Source organism: Streptomyces azureus (assembly GCF_001270025.1).
Lineage (GTDB): Bacteria > Actinomycetota > Actinomycetes > Streptomycetales > Streptomycetaceae > Streptomyces > Streptomyces azureus.
In genome coordinates this window covers 14806-37405 of sequence record NZ_DF968188.1, presented here as the reverse complement: position 1 = coordinate 37405, position 22600 = coordinate 14806, and the positions used below count along the sequence as shown (strand labels likewise).

The following is a 22600-nucleotide window of genomic DNA, read 5'->3' as shown; positions in this document are numbered from 1 at the left end:
CCGCCAGGCCCCCTCCCGGGAACCCGCTCAGCTGATTTGTTGACAACGGTTTCCATATTTGTTGAAAATGAGTGTCATGAACGTACGACGACGCCTCATATCCGCCACCGCGGTCACCGCGGCCACCGCTCTCGGCCTCGGTGCTCTCTCCGCCTGCTCCAGCGACAGCGCGGCGACGGGCAACACGGACAAGTTCGACGTCGTCGCGTCGTTCTACCCGATGGCCTTCCTCGCCGAGCAGATCGGCGGCGACCACGCGAACGTCACCAGTCTGACCGAGCCCGGCCAGGAGCCGCACGACCTGGAGATCAGCACCAAGCAGCGGGCGCAGCTGGAAGAGGCCGACGCGGCGCTCTACCTCAAGGGCCTCCAGCCCGCCGTCGACGAGGCGGTCTCGCAGACCGGCATCAAGACGAAGATCGACGCGGCCGGCCTGACCACCCTCGAGGACCACGGCAACACCGAGCACAGCCACGAGGGCGAGGAAGGCCACGCCGAGGAGGAGGGCCACGCCGAGGAGAAGGGCCACGCCGAGGAGAAGGGCCACGCCGAGGAGGAGGAGCACGCCCGCGACCCGCACATCTGGCTGGACCCGGTGAAGTACGCCGAGGTCGCCGAGGGCGTGGGCAAGGCCTTCGAAAAGGCCGACCCGGACCACGCCGCCGACTACAAGAAGAACACCGCGGCCCTGGTCAAGAAGCTGAACGGCCTCAACGGCGAGTTCGAGAACGGTCTGAAGAACACCAAGACCAAGGTCTTCTTCACCAACCACGCCGCCTTCGGCTACCTCGCCGAGCGCTACGGCCTCACCCAGGAGGCCATCTCCGGCCTCGACCCCGAGAGCGAGCCCAGCGCCGCCCGGGTCAGGGAGCTCCAGCAGGAGGCCAAGGCCGACGGCGTCACCACCGTCTTCTACGAGACACTGGTCTCCGACAAGACCGCGAAGACCCTCGCCAAGGACGCGAAGCTCAAGACGGACGTCCTCGACCCGCTCGAGGGCATCACCGACAAGTCCCGCGGCGACGACTACTTCCAGGTCATGGAAGCCAACCTCAAGGCCCTTCGGACGGCCCTGGGAGCCAAGTGATCGACCCATCGGAGGACGGCATGACCGAGCCCGTCGTATCCCTGCGCGGCGTCCGCGCGGACCTGGGCTCGCGCCCCGTCCTGCGCGGCATCGACCTCACCGTGCACCACGGTGAGGTCGTCGCGCTGCTCGGCGCGAACGGCTCCGGCAAGTCCACGGCCGTGCGCAGCATCATCGGCCAGGTGCAGACCGGCGCCGGCGAGATCGAGCTGTTCGGCACGGACCGCAGGCGGTTCCGCGACTGGCATCGCGTGGGCTACGTCCCGCAGCGCACCACGGCCGCGGGCGGGGTGCCCGCCACGGTGACCGAGGTGGTCTCCTCGGGCCGCCTGTCCCGTGCCCGCTTCGGCGTGCTGCGCAAGGCGGACCACAGGGCCGTGCGCGCGGCCCTGGAGCTCGTCGGCATGGCGGACCGGGCCAAGGACTCGGTCAACGCCCTCTCGGGCGGTCAGCACCAGCGTGTCCTGATCGCCCGCGCGCTCGCCTCCGAGCCGGAGTTGCTGATCATGGACGAGCCGATGGCCGGCGTCGACCTGGCCAGCCAGGAGGTCCTCGCGCACACGCTGCGCGAGCAGGTCTCCCAGGGCACGACCGTGCTGCTCGTACTGCACGAACTGGGCCCCCTGGAGCCCCTCATCGACCGGGCGGTCGTACTGCGCGACGGCTGCGTCGTGCACGACGGCCCGCCCCCGAAGGCGGTCGGGCAGCACGCCCTGCCCGGCCACGACCACGTACACCCGCACGCACCCGCGGGCCACGAACCGATCCGCACGGGACTGCTGAGCTGATGGAGATCCTCGACTACGCCTTCATGCAGCGGGCGCTGCTCGCCGCCGTCCTGGTCGGCATCACGGCCCCCGCCGTGGGGATCTACCTGGTCCAGCGCCGCCAGGCCCTGATGGGCGACGGCATCGGCCACGTGGCGATGACCGGCGTCGGACTCGGCTTCCTGCTGACCTGGTCCCCGGTGTGGATGGCGACCCTCGTCTCGGTCATCGGCGCGGTCCTCATGGAGCTGATCCGCTGGTACGGCCGGACCCGCGGCGACATCGCCCTCGCGATGCTGTTCTACGGCGGCATGGCCGGCGGTGTGATGTTCATCAACCTCGCGCCGACGGGTTCCAACGCCAACCTGACGTCGTACCTCTTCGGCTCCCTGTCGACGGTGTCCGAGTCGGACGTCACGGCGATCTGCATTCTGGCCGCCTTCGTCGTCCTGGTCACCCTCGGCCTGCGCCGGCAGCTGTTCGCGGTCAGCCAGGACGAGGAGTTCGCGCGGGTGACGGGCCTGCCGGTGCGCGCCCTGAACCTGCTGACGGCGATCACCGCGGCCGTCACGGTGACGGTGGCGATGCGCGTGGTCGGCCTGCTCCTGGTCAGCGCGCTGATGGTGGTGCCCGTCGCGGCCGCCCAGCAGATCGGCCGCAGCTTCGCCGCGACCTTCGTGATCGCCGTCGCGATCGGCGTGAGCGTGACGATCGGCGGCACCGTCACGTCGTACTACCAGGACGTCCCGCCCGGCGCGACGATCGTGCTGCTGACCATCGGCGCCTTCGTCGTGCTGACGGCGCTCGCGACTCCGCTGGCCCGCCGCCGCGCCCGTGCCCAGGCGGCTGCGGATCCCGCCCACGACCCTGCCGAGTGCGCGATTCCGGGCACCCGGAAGACAGCCGACGAAGTCGGCGTCTGACCGCCACCGCCCCGGGCTGGCACAATGGCCCGGGCAAGGCAGACGTGAGGAGGCAACGGTGACGACCGCTGGACCGTCCGTGAAGGGCCGCGCCACCAGGCAGCGTGCCGCCGTGGCGGCGGCCCTGGACGAGGTCGACGAGTTCCGCAGCGCGCAGGAACTGCACGACATGCTCAAGCACAAGGGCGACTCGGTCGGGCTCACCACGGTCTACCGCACCCTGCAGTCCCTCGCCGACGCCGGTGAGGTCGACGTCCTGCGCACCGCCGACGGCGAGTCCGTCTACCGCCGCTGCTCCACCGACGACCATCACCACCACCTGGTGTGCCGCGGCTGCGGCAAGGCCGTCGAGGTGGAGGGCCCGGCCGTGGAGAAGTGGGCGGAGGCCATCGCCGTCGAGCACGGCTTCGTGAACGTGGCCCACACGGTGGAGATCTTCGGGACGTGCGCGGACTGCGCGAAGGCCTCCGGCGGCTGAGCCGCTTTTCGCCGTGGGGGTGAGACCCGGTTCCCGGGTGCGGGTCCGTGGCGGCCGGTCGCGCAGTTCCTCGCGCCCCTGAGGGAACTGCGCCACCCTTGCCTGTGAAGCGCTGGTCTGCGGGACTACTCCTGCTTGCCCTCCATGGCCAGCAGCTCCTCGTTCGGGATGGCCCCGCCGAACCGCCGGTCCCGCGAGGCGAACTCCAGGCACGCCCGCCACAGGTCGCGGCGGTCGAAGTCCGGCCACAGCACGTCCTGGAAGACCATCTCGGCGTACGCGCTCTGCCAGATCAGGTAGTTGGAGGTGCGCTGCTCGCCGCTCGGGCGCAGGAACAGATCGACGTCCGGCATGTCCGGGTAGTACATGTACTTCGCGAAGGTCTTCTCGTTGACCTTGGACGGGTCGAGCTTCCCGGCCTTCACATCGGCCGCCAGCGCCTGCGCCGCGTCGGCGATCTCGGCGCGCCCCCCGTAGTTCATGCAGAAGTACAGCGTGAGCCGGTCGTTGCCCTTGGTCTGCTCCTGGGCGATCTGGAGCTCCTTGGCCACGGACCGCCACAGTTTGGGCATGCGTCCCACCCAGCGCACCCGGATGCCCAGCTCGTCCAGCTGGTCCCGGGTCTTGCGGATGAAGTCCCGGTTGAAGTTCATCAGGAAGCGCACCTCGTCCGGCGACCGCTTCCAGTTCTCGGTGGAGAAGGCGTACAGGGAGATGGCGCCCACGCCCATCTCGATGGCGCCCTGGAGCACGTCCAGCACGCGCTCGGCGCCGACCTTGTGCCCCTCGGTGCGCGGCAGGCCCCGCTCCTTCGCCCAGCGCCCGTTGCCGTCCATGACGATCGCCACATGCTGTGGTACGAGCTCTCCGAGCTTCGGCGGCCGCGCGCCGGACGGGTGGGGCTCCGGCGTCCTGTACTCCCGGCGCTGCCGCCCCAGGATCCCGCGTACGGCCATGTGTTTCTCGTCTCCTCGTGCTTGCTTGTTTCGCTTACTTCTCGACGTAGCGCAGGGAACGCAGTCCGCGCTCCATGTGCCAGTGCAGATACGCGGACACCAGCCCGCTGCCCTCCCGGACGTATCGCGCCTCGCAGGCGTCCGCAGTCTCCCAGTCTCCCGTAAGCAGCGCGCCGAGGAGTTCCAGGGCCTGGGGCGAGGGTACGACGCTGCCGGGCACCCGGCAGTCCCCGCAGACGGAACCGCCCGAGGCGACCGAGAAGAACCGGTTGGGCCCGGGCATACCGCACTTCGCGCAGTCGGTGAAGCTCGGGGCGTATCCGTTGACGGCGAGGGACCGCAGCAGGAACGCGTCCAGCACGAGATGCGGCGCGTGCTCCCCGCGGGCGAGGGTCCGCAGTCCGCCGACGAGCAGCAGATACTGCTGCACGGCCGGCTCGCCCTCGTGGTCGGTGAACCGCTCGGCGGTCTCGAGCATCGCGGTCCCCGCGGTGTACCGCGCGTAGTCGCTGACGATCCCGCCCCCGTACGGGGCGATGGTCTCGCTCTGCGTGCACAACGGCAGCCCGCGCCCGACCAGCTCGCTCCCCTTGGCGAAGAACTGCACGTCGACGTGAGAGAAGGGTTCGAGGCGCGCACCGAACTTCGACTTCGTCCGGCGCACGCCCCTGGCCACCGCCCGTACGCGTCCGTGACCGCGGGTGAGCAGCGTGATGATCCGGTCCGCCTCACCCAGTTTCTGGGTGCGCAGCACGATGCCGTCGTCGCGGAACAGACTCATGGCGTCATTCTCGCAGGGTCATCGCGTCAAGGGACCTCACCCCGGCTGCGGGCGTTGGCGTACGCCGTCGCCGCGCGCAGCCGCTCGGCCGGGGTGGCGTGCCGGACGGCACCGGGGTCGGCGTCCCACTCCTTCCCGCCCCCGTACGGCCTCAGCTGCACGTAGGGCCCCTCATGCCCCATGACGATGCCGATGCGGCCGCTGTGGGTGTCCACGACGTACGCGCCGACCGGGGGCTTCATCGCAGCACCGCCGCGAGCCGCCGGGCGGTCTGAACGGAACACCGGCCCAATTCCACGAGCGGACAGGGTGCTTCCCGCGCAAGACTCACCGGGTCCAGCCCCAGTGACGGCAGGGTAATTCCGGCCTTGGCGAGTTCTGCCCGCAATTCTTTCACCGCATCCTCCGCTTCTTCGACGCAGAGCGCCGAGTGTCGTGCCTCCACCGTGCTCCCCTTTCTTTTGGAGTTTCACTCTTCGCATCCCTGCGGTGACGCTCCGCGCCTACACTCGGGAGGGGTCTGTGCCCTACAACTGCGGCGCAGCACAAAGGGGTTCGGCAATGGCCAACGGTTCTCGGCAGGCAGTGGGGTTTTCCGAGCGGCTGGACAGGAAGCCGATTGACGATAAGCGGCCGCTGACATAATCCGGCCGTGGATACGCGTACGAGGGCGGACGGGATACGGCCGGTCCCCGTGACTTGGGCCATGCGCCCCGCCGAGCCGGCAGACGTCGAACCGATAGCGGAACTACGGGCGGTGGTGATGCGCCCGGACCTGGAACGGTTGGGCCGCTTCGACGAACACCGGGTCAGGCAGCGGCTACGAGACGCCTTCTCGCCCCAGCACACATCGGTCATCGAGGCCGACGGCGCCTTCGCGGGCAGCGTCGCCCTGCGCCCGTCCGAGACCGACGGGAACGGCCACTGGCTGGAGCACTTCTACCTCGCCCCGGCCCTCCAGGGCCGAGGCCTCGGAGCGGCCGTCCTCCACACCCTGCTGACCCGGACCGACGCCGACCACGCACTCGTCCGCCTGAACGTCCTCCAGGGCAGCCCGGCCCGCCGCCTCTACGAACGCCACGGCTTCACGGTCGAAACCCAGGACCCGGTCGACATCTTCATGCTGAGACTCCCGCACACTGCTCATCCAGTGATCCCGTAGGGGGTGAACCCCCTGAAAGATCCGGCAGTCGCCCGGATGTGACCAGCCGCAAACGGCGGTGATCTCGTCAAGCGCGGTGCGAGGCGACCGGGCTTCGCCGTGCACGTAATCGTCATGTCGCTGCATTCGCGCTGTCTTGTGAGGCGTCTTCCCTGGAATGCGGCTTCACGACGCTCCGCCCACGGGTACGGTCCATCTCGCGCCATTCCGGCCGCAGTCCAGCCAGATTCGTGGTGAGGAAGTACGCGACCCCACAGGTGAGCAGTACCGGCACGAGTCCGGCAGCGGTCACCACCGCTCCGGCGAGCAGCCCGCCGAGAGGGATACCGGCCCAGGCCAGCGAGTCACCGAGCGCGTTGACCCGGCCCAGCATCCGGCGTGGCACCCGCTCGACGAGGACGGCTCCCAGCACTGGGTTGACGAAGCCGGCACCGAACCCACTGACCGCGAAGACGGCCAGTACCAACCCCAGCGGGGCATCGACGGCGAGGATCAGGAACCTCGGTGCCCCGAGCAGCAGGAACCCGGTGAGAACCACCACCCGCCGCCGCAGCCGGTGCGCGACCACCGCGGCGATCAGGCTCCCGCCGACCGCCGCGGCCCCCATCACGCTGCCCGTCAGACCGATCGCGGTCGGCCCGTTGCCGGACTCTCTGGCCCAGACGGGTACGAGTACCGAGTTGAACGCTGCGTCCAGCAGGTTGGTGATGCCGACCATGACGATGATGGTGAGCAGCAGCGGCTCGCCGCGCAGGAAGGTGAAGCCCTCGCCGAACCGCCGCCAGAAGCCCGGTGCCGTCTTGCCGGCAGGCGAGGGGGCTTCCTCGGCCGCGTGCCCCATGCCGCGAGGCAGCGCGACTTTGATGATCACTGATCCGAGGGCGAAGCAGCCCGCGTTGACGGCGAGTCCGGTCAGGGGGCCGAGCAGCGCCACCAGGGATCCGCCGATCGCCAGGCCGACGGTAGAGGCGAGCCGCTCGATCACGCCGGACAGACCGGTGGCCCGCTCCAGCGGCACCCGGCTGCGCTCGGCCGCCTCCGGGACCATCACCTCCTTGGCCAGGTCGCCGGGTCCCCGGGCCGCGCCGATCAGCGCGACCAGAACCAGCAGAAGGGGAAAGGAGAGCAGGTCCAGGGCGTGGAGCAGGGGAACCGCGGCGGCGGCGGTCGCGCTGGCCAGATCGGTGGTCCAGGAAACGGCCCGCGGGCCGATCCGGTCCACCAGTGGTCCGGTGAACGCCTTGACCACCACGTAGGGAGTCATCTCGCAGAAGGCGACCAGTCCGGTCTGGGTGGCGCTGCCGGTTGTGACGAGGACGAACCAGGGCAGTGCCACAACGGAGATCCGAGTGCCGGTCAGCGACACGGTCATGGCTGCCAGCACCCCGCCCAGCGGCCGTAAGGATCTCTTGCCGGGTATGCCGCCGGCCTCCGAGGCGTCGTCGGTCATGACGTCGGGCTTCCTTCCTCTTCCTGAGGGCCGGAAGGGAGCGACGACGCGGCAGGCGCATCCAGTTCGGGCAGGATCTGCGTGATCACGGCGACCCGTTCGGCTCCCTCGGGGGCACTTGCCGCCGTCTCCGGTGCGTCTCGCCGGTAGCGCGCGATGACTTCCGTCAACTCCCGGTACAGGGCGGCGGCTTCTTCGGGCGTGAGCCGCAAGGCCCAGTCGCTCATGTCGAAGGTGTTCCGCCATGCGCGGGGCATCGCCTGAAGCCCGTTCAGGGTCTGTTGCGTGCGCAGGGTGTAGACGGCGGCGACGGACTGCCGGTAGGCCAGTGAGGCCTCAGGCTCCCGCTCGGGCAGCTCCGGATCGTTGAACCAGGTCGTCCGGTGCACCGAACGCCACCAGCGCTCTCGCGCGTTGCCGCGTTCGGTGTCCTCCTCGACGAAACCGGCCGCGCCGAGCTGCCGGAGGTGGTAGCTGGCCGTACCGGAATTCACACCCAGCCGCTCCGCGAGGCGGGTGGCCGTCGACGGGCCGTACTTTCGCAGCAGCCCGACCAACTGCACGCGCACCGGATGCGCCAGGGCACGCAGCCCCTTGGCGTCCAGGACAACCGAGTCCTCTTCGACGTTCGGGCCATCCGGCCTCTCCTCTGCATCAGCCATGCGACACACGGTAGTCCGCAAAGAGTTCTTCGCAAAGGTGTCTTCGCGAAGAATCCTTTGCGGTTCAGCTCGCTTGCGCCGGCCGGCCTCGTCCCCGGCCGAAGGAGGGGCTCAGCCCTCGCCGAAACTCCGTACGTACCGCCGCTGCCACGGCGTCTCCACGGCCTTCCGGTCATAGTGGCGACGCACATACGCCACCGCCTCGTCCCCCGGCACCCCGTCCAGCACCGCCAGGCAGGCCAGGGCCGTCCCCGTGCGCCCCGGCCACCGCCGCAGGCGATCTCCACGCGCTCCCCGGCGGCCCGTTCCCAGGCGCTCGCCAGCACCCCCCGGGCGGCCGCCCGGTCCGACGGGAGGCGGAAGTCGGGCCAGCGCAACCAGTCGGCCCCCAGGGGACCTCGGGAGGCTGCTTGCCGAGCAGTAGAGGCCGTAGGAGGGGGTGGGCGCGGTGGGGTCCAGGGGGTGGCGGAGGCCTCGGCCGCGTACCAGTCGGCCAGAGGGCAGGCGCAGGACACCGGCGTCGCTCTCGTTCCACAGCTCAGTCACGCCGCTCACGATGCTCCGCGCTCGCTCCCCCGGGAGCGGAATCAGCCCACCCCTCGCGACTCCTCCGCCGCCCGCGCCTCGATCCCCCGGAAGTGCACCGCCATCGCCCGCTGCGCGCCCTCGACGTCTCGGGCGCGCAGGGCGGTGACGATGTCGCGGTGGCGGCGGACCGTGATCTCGGGGGACGGGTCGTCGGTCCAGCCGCGAGCGCCGGAGACCCGGCGGAAGACCGTCCAGAACGCGCCGAGGAGCTGGGGGACCAGCGCGTTGCCGAGGGAGGCGTACAGGATCTCGTGGAACTCGCGGTCCAGTTCGGGGAAGGAGCGGCCCGTGCCGCCCGCGGACTCCATGCGGGTCACCACGCCCTCCAGCCTGTCCAGTTCCACCTCGGTGACCGTCGCGGCGACCCGGCGGATCAGGCCCTCCTCCAGCACCTCCCGGACTTGGAGAATCTCGGCGAGGGCGCCGGTGTCGTCGTCGTGCCGGGCCAGGGTGCGGAAGGTCAGGCCGTCGACGAGGGGGGTGAGGGAGGCCTGGCCGACGTAGGTGCCGTAGCCGTGTCTGATCTCGACGATGTCGAGGGCCTGGAGGGCTTTGAGTGCCTCCCGGACGGAGTTGCGGCTGACGCCGAGGTCCTCCATGAGTTCGGTCTCGGTGGGCAGCGGCGCGCCGGCGGTGAGTCTGCGGTCGAGGATGAGCTGCACGACCTGGCGTTGTATCCGGCTGGTCCTGGGCTCCTCGGACATGCGCCGCATCGTACGCGCCCCGGACGTCCCACGTCCCACCTCTGGCGGTACCCGGCGCCGGACCTGCCCTGATAGACCGTCAACTAGCGTCTGCTCCAGCGCCATTGGTCCGACCTCTGGCAGATACGCCATTCGTGTGCGATCCCTTGACCGCCTCCACGACCCCTCCTATGGTCGCGCTGACCGCAGGACGTAGGACGTCGTATCTCCTCTGCTCGCCCCCTCGTTTCCTTTCCAGATCTCTCGCTGGAGGACCCCGTGCGCGACGTGACCCACGACGTGCCGGCGCCGCACCGCCGGACGTTCCTGAAGTACACCGGCGCGCTGGGCGCGGCCGCCGCCGTCTCCGCGTCGCTTTCGGCCTGTTCGTCCGGGCCGGAGTCCACCAACGACACCAGTGGCGGCGGCAGCGGGGCGAACCGGACGCTGACCGCGGTGATCGGCTACGGCAACGACGGCAGCTGGGACCCCACCCAGACGGCGTCCGCGTTCTGCATGGCCGCCAACAACCACATCTACGAGGGCCTGCTCGACACCGACCCGATCTCCCGCGAGCCGTACGCGGCCCTGGCGACCGAGGTGCCGAAGGACCCGAACAGCACGTCGTGGAAGTTCGCGCTGCGGGCCGGGGCGAAGTTCCACGACGGCAAGCCCGTGACCGCCGACGACGTGGTCTTCGTCTTCGAGCGGATCCTCGACCCGGACACCCAGACCCTCGCCAAGGGCTTCTTCGCGAGCTGGCTGAAGGAGGTCCGGAAGGTCGACGCGCAGAACGTGGAGCTGGTGCTCAAGTTCCCTTTCCCGGACGGGCTTTCGCGGCTGACACTCGCCAAGATCATGCCGAAGCACGTGTTCTCGCGGCCGGGCGCCTGGGACGACGCCATCAAGGGCAAGGCGATCGGCTCGGGTCCGTACCGGCAGACCGCGCACCACCCGAAGTCGAACACGACCTTCGAGGCGTTCGACGGCTACAACGGCCCGCGCAAGCCTGCCTTCCAGAAGATGAACTGGCTGACGATCGTGGACGCGGCACCCCGCGTCGCGAAGATCTCGGGGTCGAGCGCCGGCGCGCAGATCGCGGACAACATCCCGTATGCCAACATCGCGCAGTTGGAGAGCAGCGGGCTGACGGTCGCGGGCGGCGCCGGGATGAACAACCTGTTCCTGATGTTCAACACCAAGCACAAGCCCTTCGACGACGTGCGCGTACGCCAGGCCCTGCACTACGCCATCGACACCGAGAAGATGGTGGAGGTCGCGCTCAAGGGCCACGGGAAGCCGTCGAGTTCCTTCCTCGACGAGAGCAACCCGTCCTACCGCCGGGCCAAGACGGTCTACGACCACGACCCCGACAGGGCGAAGGCGCTGCTGAAGGAGGCCGGGGTCAGGGGGCTGAGCATCGACATCCTCGCGGTGAACGTGAGCTGGATCGTCGACTGCCTGCCGACCATCAAGTCCTCCTGGGACGCGATCGGCGTGCAGACGACCCTGTCCCCGCAGGAGACCACGGCCGTGTTCACGAAGATGGACCAGAAGCAGGACTACCAGGTCGTCGCCGCCGCCTCGAACCCCAACCAGTTCGGCCTCGACGCCGACTTGATCATGCACTACAACTACGGGCCCGAGAACCTGTGGATGCAGTACACGCGGTGGGCGGGCGACCCCGTCGCCAAGGCTCTCTTCAGGGACATGGACCGGGCCACCAGGGAGCCGGATCCCGAGAAGAAGAAGGCGATGGTCCAGGACTACATCGACGTCGTCGCCGAACAGGCCGTGCTCTACCCGGTCGTCCACAACGAGCTGATGACGGCCTGGGACCCGAAGCAGCTCAGCGGCATAAGGGCGCAACCGTACCCGGGCATCAACCTGCTTCAGGCCAAGTGGGCCTAGGCGACAGGGGGTTGCCGTCACGTGATCGCCGTCGTCCGCATCCTGCTCCGCCGGGTCGCCCTGCTCGTGCCGCTGATGCTCGGCATCGTGCTGTTCGTGTTCCTGGTGATGCGGTTCTCGGACGTCGACCCGGCGTCCGCGTTCTTCCAGGGCGCCAACCCGACACCGCAGCAACTGCACGACTTCCGCGAGGAACACGGCCTGCTCGACCCGCTGCCCGTGCGCTACGCCGACTTCGTCGCCGACCTGCTGCACGGCGACATGGGCACCAGCGCGCTGACCCGGGCGCCGGTGGTCGACCAGGTCACCACCGCGCTGCCGCTCACCCTCCAGCTGACCTTCCTGGGCCTGGGCATCGCGGTCGTGCTGTCCCTCGTGGGCGGCGTTACCGCGGCGATCTACCGGGACCGGCTGCCCGACCAGGTCATCCGGGTCGTGTCGCTGACCGGTGTCGCGGCGCCCGGCTTCTGGCTGGCGCTGCTGATGATCCAGTATCTGGCGGTCGACCTGGGCTGGTTCCCGACCGGCGGCTACATCAACCCGGCCGACTCCTTCACCGGGTGGCTGAAGACCATGACGCTCCCCGCCCTCGCCCTCTCCCTTCCGGTGGCGGCGCAGCTGACCCGGATCGTGCGGACGGCGGTGGTGGAGGAGCTGGACAAGGACTACGTACGGACGGCGATCGGGAGCGGGCTGCCGCCGCGCGTGGTCGTGGGGCGGAACGTGCTGCGGAACGCGCTCATCAACCCGCTCACCGTGCTCGGGCTGCGCGTCGGCTATCTCCTCGGCGGCGCGGTCGTCATCGAGACGATCTTCTCGCTGCCCGGCATGGGCAAGCTGATGATCGACGCCGTGAAGAACGGTGATCCGGCCGTCGTCCAGGGCGTCGTACTGACCACGGCGGCCGGGTTCGTCGTCGTGAACCTCGTCATCGACGTCCTCTACCTGCTGGTCAACCCGCGACTGAGGGATGCGACCACGTGATGACCCGCAAGAGCCTCACCGAGGCGCTGTCCCGGCCCGGCGTGCGGCTGCGCGGCTGGCGCCGGCTGCCGTTGCTGTCGAAGGCCGCCGTCTGCTTCCTGGCCGTCGTCGTCCTGCTGGCGCTGCTCGCGCCGCTGCTCGCCCCGCACGACCCGCTCGACCAGCAGCCGCCCGTCGACGGCACGGGGCATCCGTCCGCCGGGCACTGGATGGGCCAGGACAGCCTCGGCCGGGACATCCTCAGCCGGCTGATGTACGGGGCGCGCTGGTCGCTCGCGATCGGGCTCGGCGCCACCGGCCTGGCACTGGTGGTCGGGGCGCTGCTCGGGGCCGTCGCGGCCACCTCGCGCAAGGCGGTCGACGAGACGCTGATGCGCTGCCTGGACGTCGTCATGGCGTTCCCGGGCATCGCGCTCGCCGCCGTGCTGGTGGCGGTGTTCGGCGGGGGCATCACGGTGCTGATCTGCGCGATCGCGTTCCTGTTCACGCCTCCGGTGGCGCGGGTCGTCCGGGCGAACGTCCTCGACCAGTACGGCGAGGACTACGTGACGGCGGAACGGGTGATCGGTGCCCGGACACCGCACATCGTGCTGAAGCACGTGGCGATCAACTGCGCGGCTCCCGTGCTGGTGTTCTGCACGGTGCAGGTCGCCGAGGCGATCGTCTTCGAGGCGTCGCTGTCCTTCATCGGAGCGGGCGTACGGCCGCCCGACCCGTCCTGGGGCAGTGTCATCGCGGACGGCAAGAACATGGTGCTGACCGGCGGCTGGTGGGCGACGGTGTTCCCCGGCCTGCTGATGCTGGTCACGGTGCTGTCGCTGAACATCCTGTCCGAGGGGGTGTCCGACGCGTGGGCGGCCCCGTCGGCGCGGGACGTGGACGTCCCCGAGGACGACCGGCTCCAGGCGCCGGAACCCGGCAGCGGGGAGGTCGTACAACTGCCCGGCCTGACGGAGGCGGCCCGGCGGCTGCGGGCCCGGGCCCGTCAACTGCCCCGGGACGGGCAGCCGGTACTCGCGGTGGAGAACCTCGCCATCGGCTTCGACCAGCGGCACGGCGGCGTGGACATCGTGGACGGCATCGGCTTCGAGGTGCATCCCGGTGAGGTGCTGGGCCTGGTCGGCGAGTCGGGCTGCGGCAAGTCGCTGACCGCGCTCGCGATCATGGGGCTGGCACCGAAGGGCGCGCGCATCAAGGGCCAGGTCCGGTTCGGCGGGCGGGACCTGCTCGCCGAACCGATGCGCGTACGCCGCAAACTCCTCGGCCACCAGATGGCGATGATCTACCAGGACGCCCTGTCGTCACTGAACCCCGCGATGACGATCCGCGCGCAACTGAAACAGGTCGTGCGGCGGGGCGGGCGGCGCGGTCCCGCCGAGTTGCTGACAATGGTCGGCCTCGACCCCGGGCGCACCCTGCGCAGCTACCCGCACGAACTGTCCGGCGGGCAGCGGCAGCGCGTCCTGATCGCCATGGCCCTGTCCCGCGACCCGAAGCTGATCGTCGCCGACGAGCCGACGACCGCCCTCGACGTGACCGTGCAGGCCCAGGTCATAGAGCTGCTGCTGCGGCTGCGCGAGGAGCTGGGCTTCGCGCTGATCCTCGTCTCGCACGACCTGGCGCTGGTCGCGGACGTCACCGACCGGGTGGCGGTGATGTACGGCGGGCAGATCGTCGAGATCGGCGTGACCGCCGACCTGGTGGAGGCCCCGGCCCACCACTACACGCGCGGCCTGCTCGGCAGCGTGCTGTCGCTGGAGTCGGCGCAGGAGCGGATGACGCAGATCAAGGGGGTCGTGCCGTCCCCCGTCGACTTCCCGGCCGGGTGCCGGTTCGCCGACCGGTGTCCGCGGGCGAGCGGGGTCTGCCGGACGACGGCTCCCCTTCTGACCGGTACGCCGGCGCACACGGCCGCCTGCCATCACCCGGCCGTAGAGCTGGCGACGACTGAGACCGAGGCGGTGTCATGACCGAGCGGCCCGCCCTGATGGAGCTCTCCGACGCGCACGTCGTGCACAAGGCCCGCAGCGGCGGCCTGTTCACCCGCGACCGGGTGTACGCCCTGACCGGCGCCGACCTGACGATCGCGCCCGGCGAGACCATCGGCGTGGTGGGCGAGTCGGGCTGCGGGAAGTCGACGCTGGCGAAGGTGCTGGTGGGTGTGGAGCGGCCGACGCGTGGGACGGTGTCGTTCCGGGGCCGCGACCTGTGGGCGATGCCGCCCGCCGAACGCCGCCGGGCCGTCGGCGGCAGCACCGGCATGATCTTCCAGGACCCGTCGACCGCCCTGAACCGCCGCCTGACCGTACGGCAGATCCTGCGGGACCCGCTGGACGTGCACGACCGGGGCACGAGGAGGGAACGCGACGAACGCGTACGGGAGTTGATGTCCCTGGTCGGCCTCCCCCGGGCCCTCGCCGACGCCCTGCCGGGCCAGCTGTCGGGCGGGCAGCGGCAGCGCGTCGCGATCGCCCGGGCGCTGGCACTGGACCCGGACCTGGTCGTGGCGGACGAGCCGACCAGTGCCCTGGACGTGTCGGTCCGCGCGCAGATCCTCAATCTGCTGCTGGACCTGAAGGAACGCCTGGGCCTGGCCCTGGTGTTCGTGTCGCACGACATCCAGACCGTACGGCGGATGAGCGACCGCGTGATCACCATGTACCTGGGCCGGATCGTCGAGGAGTCCCCGGCCGCCCTGGTCACCGACCGGGCCCGGCACCCGTACACCCGTGCCCTGTTCTCCGCCACGCCCGGCCTGCTCGACCCGATCGACCCGATCCCGCTGGCCGGTCCGGTCCCGTCGGCGACGCGCCCGCCGAGCGGCTGCCCGTTCCGCACGCGCTGCTGGAAGGCGGACGGGACGTGCGCGCAGACAATGCCGGACTTCTCGGCCGCGTCGGCCCCCGCCCACCGCTTCCGCTGCCACCATCCTGTCCAGGAGGACGAGTCGACCCGCGACCTCGTCCGCCGGAGCGACCCGATGGAGGCCCCATGACGATCACCTCGCTGACCGGTGTCATCCCGCCCGTCTGCACGCCCCTGACACCGGACCGCGAGGTGGACGTCCCCTCGCTGCTCAGGCTGGTCGACCATCTGGTGGCCGGCGGGGTGCACGGCCTGTTCGTGCTCGGCTCGACATCGGAGGCCGCGTATCTGACGGACGAGCAGCGCAGGCTGGTGGTCGAGTCGGTCGCGGGCCACGTGAGCGGGCAGCTCCCGGTGCTGGCCGGGGCGATCGACATGACGACGGCCCGGGTCCTCGGCCATGTCGCGGCGGTGACGGCGGCGGGCGCGGACGCGGTCGTCGTCACCGCCCCGTTCTACGCCCGGACCCACCCGGCGGAGATCGCCCGCCACTACCGCGTGGTCGCGGGGGCCAGCCCGGTCCCGGTGGTCGCCTACGACATTCCCGTCGCCGTCCACACGAAGCTGCCCGCGGACGTGATCCTGGAGCTGGCCGCCGACGGTGTCCTGGCCGCACTCAAGGACTCCAGCGGCGACCTGGCCGCCTTCCGCCGGGTCGTCACCGGCGCCCGGGCCCACCAGGGCATCACCGGCTTCAGCGTGCTGACCGGCTCCGAGCTGATCGTCGACGCGGCGCTCGCCGTCGGCGCGGACGGCACGGTGCCCGGCCTCGGCAACGTCGACCCGCACGGCTACGCCCGCCTGGACCGCCTGTGCCGCGCCGGGGAGTGGGCGGAGGCCCGTACCGAACAGGAGCGGCTGTGCGCCCTGTTCGGCATGGTCACCGTCGGCGACCCGGCCCGCATGGGCCCCGGCTCCTCGGCGATCGGCGCCTTCAAGGCCGCGCTGCACCTGCGGGGCGTGATCGACTGCCCGGCCACGGCGGAGCCGCAGGTGCCGTTGTCGCAGGACGAGGTGGAGCGGGTCGGGAAGTACCTGGCGGCGGCGGGGCTGCTCTAGAGCCCGTCGGCCGGGAGGCGGCGGAACTCGATCGTCCCGTAGGGCCCCTGGGCCCCGGTCTCGTAGAGGATCCCCACCGTCTTCCGGCCGAGCGGCACCAGGTCGGAGTAGGCCGCGGGCCGCTGGGAGAGCGTCAGCGCCTTGGTGAAGGTGGCGCCGCCGTCCGTGCTGCGCCAGACGGCCATCGCCCGGCGGGCGGTGGGGACGGACGGACCGGAGAACAGCAACGGACCGCGGCGGCCGGGGAGTTGCAGGACGCTGCCCTGGACGACCGGGACCTCGTTCAGGGTGGGCTGCACGGTGTACGGGCGGTCGAGAGACCGGCCGCCGTCCGGCGAGTGGCTGTCGAGGCGGTTGCCCGGGCTCGTGCCGTGCTGGTCCCGGGCGTTGAAGTACACCCTGCCGTCCGGGAGTTGGGCGGCTGTGGACTCGTTGGCGTTGTGGGTCCCCTCGTACGAGTCGTCGACGAAGCCCGGCCGCCAGGTCCTGCCGCCGTCGTCGCTCAGCAGCGCGTGAGCGCCGTAGTAGCGGGGCTCCTGACCGGTGTCCGGGGAGCCGGCCGGCGGGGACGCCGAGTGATTGGCGGGGACGACCAGACGGCCCGCGTACGGGCCCCGGGTGAGGGCGATCGCATGGCCGGGGCCGGTCGCGTACCAGCGCCAGGACGGGGCCTTCACCTGCGCGGTGATCTCGCGGGGCGGGGTGAAGTGCCGGCCGTCGTCCCGGCTGCGCTGCACGAACACCCGGCGGCTCTGCTCGGGCGTGACCTCGCCGCGCATGATCCGGGCCTCCGTCACCTCGCCGCTGTTGTAGGAGGTGAGGAGTACGACGGCGCCGGTGCGCGGGTCGACGACGGGTGCCGGGTTGCCCCGGGTGTCGCCGTCCCCGGCGGCGACCACGGTGAGCGGGTCCCAGGTGCAGCCGCCGTCCGCCGAGCGCCGGAGAACGACGTCGATGTCGCCGGTGTCGCCCGCGCCGCCGCGTCTGCCCTCGGCGAAGGCGAGGACGGTGCCCTTGGCGGTCGTGACGGTGGCCGGGATGCGGTACGTGTCGTAGCCGCCCTCGCCCGAGACGTACGGGACGGAGGACGTGCAGCCGGGGGCGGCCGAGGCGTGGGTCGTGGCGGTGAGGGGCGTGAACAGGACGGCGGTGACGAGGAGTGTGCGTCTGAGGAGTGTCATCCCTCTCCTGACGGAGCGTGACGGAGCATCGGACAGTACCTGTCCGTCAGATGCTCCCCGGCGTCACCAGCCCCGACTCGTACGCGACGATGACCAACTGCGCCCGGTCCCGCGCCGCCAGCTTGCCCATGATGCGGCTGACGTGGGTCTTCGCGGTCAGCGGGCTCAGGCCCAACGCGTCGGCTATCTGGGTGTTGTTGAGGCCGCGCGCGACCAGTGACAGCACTTCCCGCTCACGGCCGGACAGGCACTCCGGCCCACCGGTCTCCGGTGCCGAGGGGCTGCGCAGGAACCGCTCGATCAGCCGTGCCGTGGGCCCCGGCGACAGCAGGGACTCCCCGGCCGCGACCGTACGGATGGCGTCGAGGAGTTCGGCCGGCCTGGTGTCCTTCACCAGGAACCCGGAGGCGCCGGCGCGCAGGGCGTCCACGATGTTCTCGTCGGTGTCGTACGTGGTGAGGACCAGGACGCGGACGCCCGCGAGGTCCTCGTCGGCCGCGATGAGCCGGGTCGCCTCGATGCCGTCCAGGTCGGGCATGCGGATGTCCATCACCACGAGGTCGGCGCGCTCGCTGCGGGCCAGTCGCACGGCCTGCCGGCCGGTGGCGGCCTGGCCGACGACCTCCATGTCCCGGGCCGACTCCACGAGCATCGCGAACGCCTCCCGTACCAGGGTCTGGTCGTCCGCGAGCAGTACTCGGATGGTCATCCGGTCCCCTCCCCCATGGTCCCCGTCTTCGTCAGCGGCAGCACGGCGGTCACCTCGAAGCCGCCGTCCGCACGGGGACCGGCGTCGAGTGTGCCACCCACACTGCGCGCCCGCTCGCGCATTCCGACCAGTCCGAAGCCCGGGGTGCCGCCCGCGCCCGGTGCCGTGCCGTCGTCGCTGACCGACAGGTGCAGGGCGCCCTCCCGTTCCACCAGATCGACGCGGACGGCCGGTCCGGGTCCCGCGTGCCGTACCGCGTTGGTCAGCGCCTCCTGCACGATGCGGTAGGCGGCGGCGCCCACGGCGGGCGGCGCCTGCCGTATCCGTACGGTCTGCTCGACCCGGGCACCGGCGAGCCGCGCGGCCTCCGCCAGGTCGGTCAGACCGTCCAGGCCGGGCAGCGGACCGCGGGCGTCCGGAGAACCGTGCTCGCGCAACACCTCCAGCGTCGTACGGAGCTCCCCGCGGGCGCTGCGACAGGTCTCGGCGATGTCGTCCAGCGCCTTGGCCACGGTCTCCCGGTCGAGCCGCTCGGGGTCGGCGGACAGCACGTGGGCGGCGACGGAGGTCTGCACGCCGATGAGGGTGATGGTGTGCGCGAGCAGGTCGTGCAGGTCCCGGGCGATCCGCAGCCGCTCCTCGGCGACCCGCCGCCGGGCCTCCTCCTCGCGGGTGCGCTCGGCGCGTTCGGCGCGTTCCACGATGGAGGCGACGTACTGGCGGTAGAAGCGCACGTCGACGCCGAGGAACAGCACGGCGACGACCCAGCCGGATGCCTTCAGCAGCCCCAGCGCCTCGTGGGCGCTGATGGTGAGCATCACGCTCACCGACAGGGTGATGACGCCGATGCCGACCAGGACGGTGCGCAGCGGCCGGCCGGTGACAGCGACGGTGTAGAGGGCGACGTACGCGGCCTGGGTGGCGGCGGTGTGCGGGTAGTCGAGGAAGTGGTAGGGGAAGACGCAGGCCACCACGGCGAGCAGGACGAGCAGGGGACGGCGGCGGCGCCACACCAGCGGCACGTGGGAGACGAGCAGCAGGGCCCAGCCGGGCGCGTCGGGCCTGCGGCCGTCGTCGACGAACAGCGCGAGGACGACGGCGAGCGCGGCCGTCAGAACGGCGAGCAACGCGTCGTTGCGGATGGCGTGCGGGGCGGTCAGGGGCTCGCGGTTGATCGCGGCCATGATCCGCTCCGCGGGCCGCGACCAGGTCGCCGACGGTGTGGTGGGTGCCTGCACGGGCATCATCCTGGGCCAGGAAGGCGCCCCTCCGGGAGAGGAGGGGCGCCGTCGGTCGGTCAGGGGGCGTTCGCGGCCAAGGGCTTCCGCTCCTGAGGCGGGGCCGTCCGCTCCGTCGCGCGGGAGAGCCTCCCCGGCCACCACATCCGCCGCTTGAGCAGCACACTCGCGGTGGTCACCAGGTACGTGCGCACCAGGAACGTGTCCAGCAGCACCCCCACCGCGATGACGAAGCCGAGCTCCACCAGCCCCACCATCGGCAGCGTCGTCAGCACCGCGAACGTCGCCGCGAGCACCACCCCCGCCGAGGCGATGACCCCACCGGTCGTCCGCAGAGCGGTGAGCGCGGCAGCCTCCGGTTCGGCACCCTTCACGGACTCCTCCCGCATCCGATGCATGAGGAAGATCCCGTAGTCCACCCCGAGGGCGACCAGGAACACGAAGGACAGCAGCCCGAGTCCGGGATCGTTGCCCGAGAAGCCGAACACCGGCTCGAACACCAGGCCCCCGATGCCGAGGGCCGCGCCCCACACCGCCACCACCGCCGCCAGCAGCAGCAACGGCGCGACGAGACTCCGCAACAGCCCGACCAGGATGACGAACACGGCCGCCAGCACCAGCGGCACGATCACCTTCCGGTCCCGGGACTCACTGTCGGCCAGGTCGATCTGCTGCGCGCTGGGCCCGCCGACGTAGGCGCCCGTCGTGTCGAGCCCGGCACGCAGGGCCTCGATGGTCCGGGTCTCGGCCGTGGTCTCGGGCGAGGCAGTGGTGAAGACCGCCATCTCGGTCCACCCCGAGCCGGAGCGCCCCGGGGCGACCTCGGCGACACCGTCCGTCGCACGGACCCGGTCCAGAACCGCGTCGGCCCGCTCGTCGGGGGCGATGACGGTCACCGGCCGGCTGCTGCGCTCCGGATACTCCCGCGCCAGCGTCTGCATCGCGGTGATCGACTCGGGCCGGTCCGTGAAGGAGTCCTCCTGCTTGATGCTCCCGGACAGGTTCAGCGTGCCGAGCGCGAGGGCACCGAGCAGCAGGGCCCCGCCGGCCAGGACGGTGACGGGCCGGCGCGTCGCCGAGGTCCCCATCGCGGCGAACAGCGACCGGCGGGCCTTGGGCTCACTGCCGAAGGCGGGGATCAGCGGCCAGAACACCCGCCGTCCGAGGAGCACCAGCACGGCGGGCAGCAGGGTCGTCATGGCGACCAGCGCGGCGAGTACCCCGATCGTGCCGACCGGCCCCATGCCGCTGCTGCTGTTGAGATCGGCCGCGAGCAGGCACAGCAGCCCGGCCGCGACGGTCCCGGAGGAGGCGAGGATGGCCGGCCCGCAGCCGCGCAGAGCGGTGCGCATGGCGTCGTACGGCCGTTCGTGGCGCCGCAGTTCCTCGCGGTAGCGGGCGATGAGCAGCAGCGCGTAGTCGGTTCCGGCGCCGAGGACGAGCACGGTCATCACGCCGCCGCTCTGACCGGTGACGGTGACGTCGAACAGTTCGTGGAGTCCGTACCCGGCGGCCATGGCGGTGGCGGCGGCGACGCCCGCCACGGCGAGCGGCACCAGCCACAGGAACGGGCTGCGGTAGATCAGGATCAGCAGGACGGTGACGACGGCGAGCGTGGCCAGCAGCAGGGTGCCGTCGATCGTCTCGAACACCTTGCCCATGTCGGTGTTCAGCGCCCCTGGCCCGCCGACCTCGACGCTCAGCCCGCCGCTCCCCTCGGCGACCTCCCGCACGCCGTCCACGAAGGCGTTCCGGGCCTCCTCGTCCTGGCCCGGCTGGGTGCTGGACACCGGGTACATCAGGGTGGAGCCGTCCTCGGACGGCACGCCCCGCGGCTCGCCGGTCAGGTCGTAGGCGCCGCGCACCTCGGCGACCTGCTCGGCGGCCGTGCGCCGGTCGGCGTCGGTGAGACCGCCGTCCCGGTGGTACACGAGCACCAGGTCGGTCGACTCGCCTCCCGGGAGCCGGTCCTGGATCCGCGCCACCTGCGTGGAGTCGGCACTGTCGGGCAGGTAGTCGACCGCGCGGTTCTGCTGGATGCCGGCGAACTTCCCGGCGAGCGGTCCGACCAGCACGAGCGCGGCGAGCCACAGCCCGACCACCACCCAGGGCACGGCTCGCCGCCGTGCGGTTTTCCTTGTGTCCCCCACTGCTCGGGCTCCCTCCGGTCCGGGTGTCTGGAACGGTCTCCAGAATCCCGGCGCACGGGGGCCGATTCGTCGGGCCCGAGGCCGAATCGGGGGCTACTGCCGAGGGCGGTACGAGCGGCGGATTACTCCCCGGGGAGTAACGCCGGGGGCAGCGGGAAGAGACGCTCCCCTACGACGGCGTACGCGCCGCCTCCGCCAGCACCCGCGTCACGTCGTCCGAGCAGATGGTCAGCGCCGCCCCCACCGTCGCGAGCACGTCCCGCTCGGCCGGTGTGTACGGCCCGTCCGCCAGGGCGATACGCGCCCCCTGGAGCAGGATCGATTCGCGGCCCGCCGTGGCGAGGTGCGGGGCGAGCGGGTCCAGTGCCTCGTGCAGCTCTATGGCCAGCCCCGCACCGCAGGGCTCCCCGGTGATCCGGCCGGTGTCCGCCTCCAGCGCCTCCACGAGGGCGGCCAGCTGCTCCTCCGTACAGTCGTCGAAGCCGGCCGCGCGCACGGCGAGCACCGCGGACTCCAGCGCCGTACGGGAACCGGCGCCGCCCGCGGCCAGCACGGCGAGGGCGACGGTGTGCACGGCGTCGCGGAGCATCGCGGAGAAGCGGGTGGTGGTCGGATGGTCGAGGACGTCCATGCCGAAGTGGCGGCGGCAGGCGGCGCACTCCACGACCGGGCCGGTCTCGCCGCGCGGCAGCAAGGGCAGGCCGAGCAGAGTGAAGCGGCGTTGTCCGGTCAACCGCTGGTAGTTGCGGTCGCCGCCGCAGCCGGGGCAGAAGAACTCCCCGTCACCGGCGGGCGTCCACGCGGTACGGGTGCCCAGGATGCTCGACAACCTGGCGGCATGGCCGTTTCGTCCCCGTCCTGGCAGCACGTCGCACCTCCGTCATGCCGCACGGCAGCGTCGCCGCGCTTGCGTGATGTTAGCCACATCTATGAGGAGGAGTCAGCACCCCGGAGGAGACCTTTCCG

Annotated in this window: 22 protein-coding genes and 1 pseudogene; 10 read left to right on the top strand and 13 right to left on the bottom strand. The window is 71.2% G+C overall.

What is annotated here, in order from left to right; genetic code table 11:
• Window positions 1-76: 76 nt before the first annotated feature.
• Genes AOQ53_RS01285 through AOQ53_RS01270 form a run of 4 tightly spaced genes read left to right on the top strand, consistent with a single transcriptional unit; the run spans window position 77 to window position 3255 of the window.
• Window positions 77-1087, top strand: a complete 1011-nt coding sequence (locus tag AOQ53_RS01285; protein ID WP_059414123.1) for a metal ABC transporter substrate-binding protein — start codon at window positions 77-79, stop codon at window positions 1085-1087.
• 20 nt (window positions 1088-1107) lie between these two features.
• Window positions 1108-1875, top strand: coding sequence for a metal ABC transporter ATP-binding protein (locus AOQ53_RS01280; protein WP_059414135.1), 768 nt, complete (start codon window positions 1108-1110; stop codon window positions 1873-1875).
• Window positions 1875-2777 carry a metal ABC transporter permease gene (locus tag AOQ53_RS01275; protein ID WP_059414121.1) on the top strand — a complete coding sequence of 301 codons (903 nt, stop codon included), beginning with the start codon at window positions 1875-1877 and terminating at the stop codon, window positions 2775-2777. Before AOQ53_RS01280 ends, AOQ53_RS01275 begins: the two co-directional genes overlap by 1 nt.
• A gap of 58 nt (window positions 2778-2835) precedes the next feature.
• Window positions 2836-3255, top strand: coding sequence for a Fur family transcriptional regulator (locus AOQ53_RS01270; RefSeq protein ID WP_059414120.1), 420 nt, complete (start codon window positions 2836-2838; stop codon window positions 3253-3255).
• Between the two features lie 125 nt (window positions 3256-3380).
• Here the strand turns inward: AOQ53_RS01270 and AOQ53_RS01265 are convergent, their stop codons facing one another.
• From AOQ53_RS01265 to AOQ53_RS40140, 4 genes are read right to left on the bottom strand one after another with little or no spacing between them, the layout of a single operon-like run.
• Window positions 3381-4211, bottom strand: a complete 831-nt coding sequence (locus tag AOQ53_RS01265; protein WP_059414118.1) for an isoprenyl transferase — start codon at window positions 4209-4211, stop codon at window positions 3381-3383.
• A gap of 34 nt (window positions 4212-4245) precedes the next feature.
• Entirely contained in the window at window positions 4246-4992 is a 747-nt protein-coding gene (gene recO / locus AOQ53_RS01260) for a DNA repair protein RecO (RefSeq protein ID WP_059414116.1), read from the bottom strand.
• Window positions 4993-5018: 26 nt separating this feature from the next.
• Window positions 5019-5234, bottom strand: a complete 216-nt coding sequence (locus AOQ53_RS01255) for a hypothetical protein (RefSeq protein WP_059414114.1) — start codon at window positions 5232-5234, stop codon at window positions 5019-5021.
• Window positions 5231-5437, bottom strand: coding sequence for a hypothetical protein (locus tag AOQ53_RS40140; protein ID WP_078945089.1), 207 nt, complete (start codon window positions 5435-5437; stop codon window positions 5231-5233). Before AOQ53_RS40140 ends, AOQ53_RS01255 begins: the two co-directional genes overlap by 4 nt.
• Window positions 5438-5698: 261 nt before the next feature.
• Between AOQ53_RS40140 and AOQ53_RS01250 the strand changes: the two genes are divergently transcribed.
• Window positions 5699-6154 carry a GNAT family N-acetyltransferase gene (locus tag AOQ53_RS01250; RefSeq protein WP_059414112.1) on the top strand — a complete coding sequence of 152 codons (456 nt, stop codon included), beginning with the start codon at window positions 5699-5701 and terminating at the stop codon, window positions 6152-6154.
• 112 nt (window positions 6155-6266) lie between these two features.
• Here AOQ53_RS01250 and AOQ53_RS01245 read toward each other — a convergent pair whose 3' ends face one another.
• From AOQ53_RS01245 to AOQ53_RS01235, 4 genes and pseudogenes are all read right to left on the bottom strand, one after another.
• Complete coding sequence (locus tag AOQ53_RS01245; protein ID WP_059414110.1) at window positions 6267-7604, bottom strand: MFS transporter; 1338 nt, start codon at window positions 7602-7604, stop codon at window positions 6267-6269.
• Window positions 7601-8266, bottom strand: a complete 666-nt coding sequence (locus AOQ53_RS01240) for an ArsR/SmtB family transcription factor (protein ID WP_059414108.1) — start codon at window positions 8264-8266, stop codon at window positions 7601-7603. Before AOQ53_RS01240 ends, AOQ53_RS01245 begins: the two co-directional genes overlap by 4 nt.
• Window positions 8267-8377: 111 nt before the next feature.
• Window positions 8378-8812: pseudogene (locus tag AOQ53_RS45625) on the bottom strand (protein-tyrosine phosphatase family protein).
• A 41-nt stretch (window positions 8813-8853) separates the two neighbouring features.
• Entirely contained in the window at window positions 8854-9567 is a 714-nt protein-coding gene (locus tag AOQ53_RS01235; protein WP_059414106.1) for a FadR/GntR family transcriptional regulator, read from the bottom strand.
• 249 nt (window positions 9568-9816) lie between these two features.
• Here AOQ53_RS01235 and AOQ53_RS01230 point away from each other — a divergent pair, with 249 nt between their 5' ends.
• From AOQ53_RS01230 to AOQ53_RS01210, 5 genes are read left to right on the top strand one after another with little or no spacing between them, the layout of a single operon-like run.
• Complete coding sequence (locus tag AOQ53_RS01230) at window positions 9817-11448, top strand: ABC transporter substrate-binding protein (RefSeq protein ID WP_059414105.1); 1632 nt, start codon at window positions 9817-9819, stop codon at window positions 11446-11448.
• Window positions 11449-11469: 21 nt separating this feature from the next.
• Complete coding sequence (locus tag AOQ53_RS01225; RefSeq protein ID WP_059414103.1) at window positions 11470-12432, top strand: ABC transporter permease; 963 nt, start codon at window positions 11470-11472, stop codon at window positions 12430-12432.
• Window positions 12432-14402 carry a dipeptide/oligopeptide/nickel ABC transporter permease/ATP-binding protein gene (locus AOQ53_RS01220; RefSeq protein WP_174523213.1) on the top strand — a complete coding sequence of 657 codons (1971 nt, stop codon included), beginning with the start codon at window positions 12432-12434 and terminating at the stop codon, window positions 14400-14402. Before AOQ53_RS01225 ends, AOQ53_RS01220 begins: the two co-directional genes overlap by 1 nt.
• Window positions 14399-15427, top strand: coding sequence for an oligopeptide/dipeptide ABC transporter ATP-binding protein (locus tag AOQ53_RS01215; RefSeq protein WP_059414099.1), 1029 nt, complete (start codon window positions 14399-14401; stop codon window positions 15425-15427). The genes AOQ53_RS01220 and AOQ53_RS01215 overlap by 4 nt, the downstream gene beginning before the upstream one ends.
• Entirely contained in the window at window positions 15424-16356 is a 933-nt protein-coding gene (locus tag AOQ53_RS01210; protein ID WP_059414097.1) for a dihydrodipicolinate synthase family protein, read from the top strand. Before AOQ53_RS01215 ends, AOQ53_RS01210 begins: the two co-directional genes overlap by 4 nt.
• Here AOQ53_RS01210 and AOQ53_RS01205 read toward each other — a convergent pair.
• The 5 genes from AOQ53_RS01205 to AOQ53_RS01185 all read right to left on the bottom strand — a co-directional run bounded on the left by AOQ53_RS01205 (window position 16353) and on the right by AOQ53_RS01185 (window position 22502).
• Complete coding sequence (locus AOQ53_RS01205; RefSeq protein WP_059414095.1) at window positions 16353-17537, bottom strand: sialidase family protein; 1185 nt, start codon at window positions 17535-17537, stop codon at window positions 16353-16355. The genes AOQ53_RS01210 and AOQ53_RS01205 overlap by 4 nt on opposite strands.
• 46 nt (window positions 17538-17583) lie before the next feature.
• Window positions 17584-18246, bottom strand: a complete 663-nt coding sequence (locus AOQ53_RS01200) for a response regulator (protein ID WP_059414093.1) — start codon at window positions 18244-18246, stop codon at window positions 17584-17586.
• Entirely contained in the window at window positions 18243-19493 is a 1251-nt protein-coding gene (locus AOQ53_RS01195) for a sensor histidine kinase (RefSeq protein WP_059414091.1), read from the bottom strand. Before AOQ53_RS01195 ends, AOQ53_RS01200 begins: the two co-directional genes overlap by 4 nt.
• Window positions 19494-19543: 50 nt before the next feature.
• Window positions 19544-21634, bottom strand: coding sequence for an MMPL family transporter (locus AOQ53_RS01190; RefSeq protein WP_059414089.1), 2091 nt, complete (start codon window positions 21632-21634; stop codon window positions 19544-19546).
• Between the two features lie 169 nt (window positions 21635-21803).
• On the bottom strand, window positions 21804-22502 hold the full coding sequence (locus AOQ53_RS01185) for a tellurite resistance TerB family protein (RefSeq protein WP_059414088.1): 699 nt from the start codon (window positions 22500-22502) through the stop codon (window positions 21804-21806).
• Window positions 22503-22600: the final 98 nt, after the last annotated feature.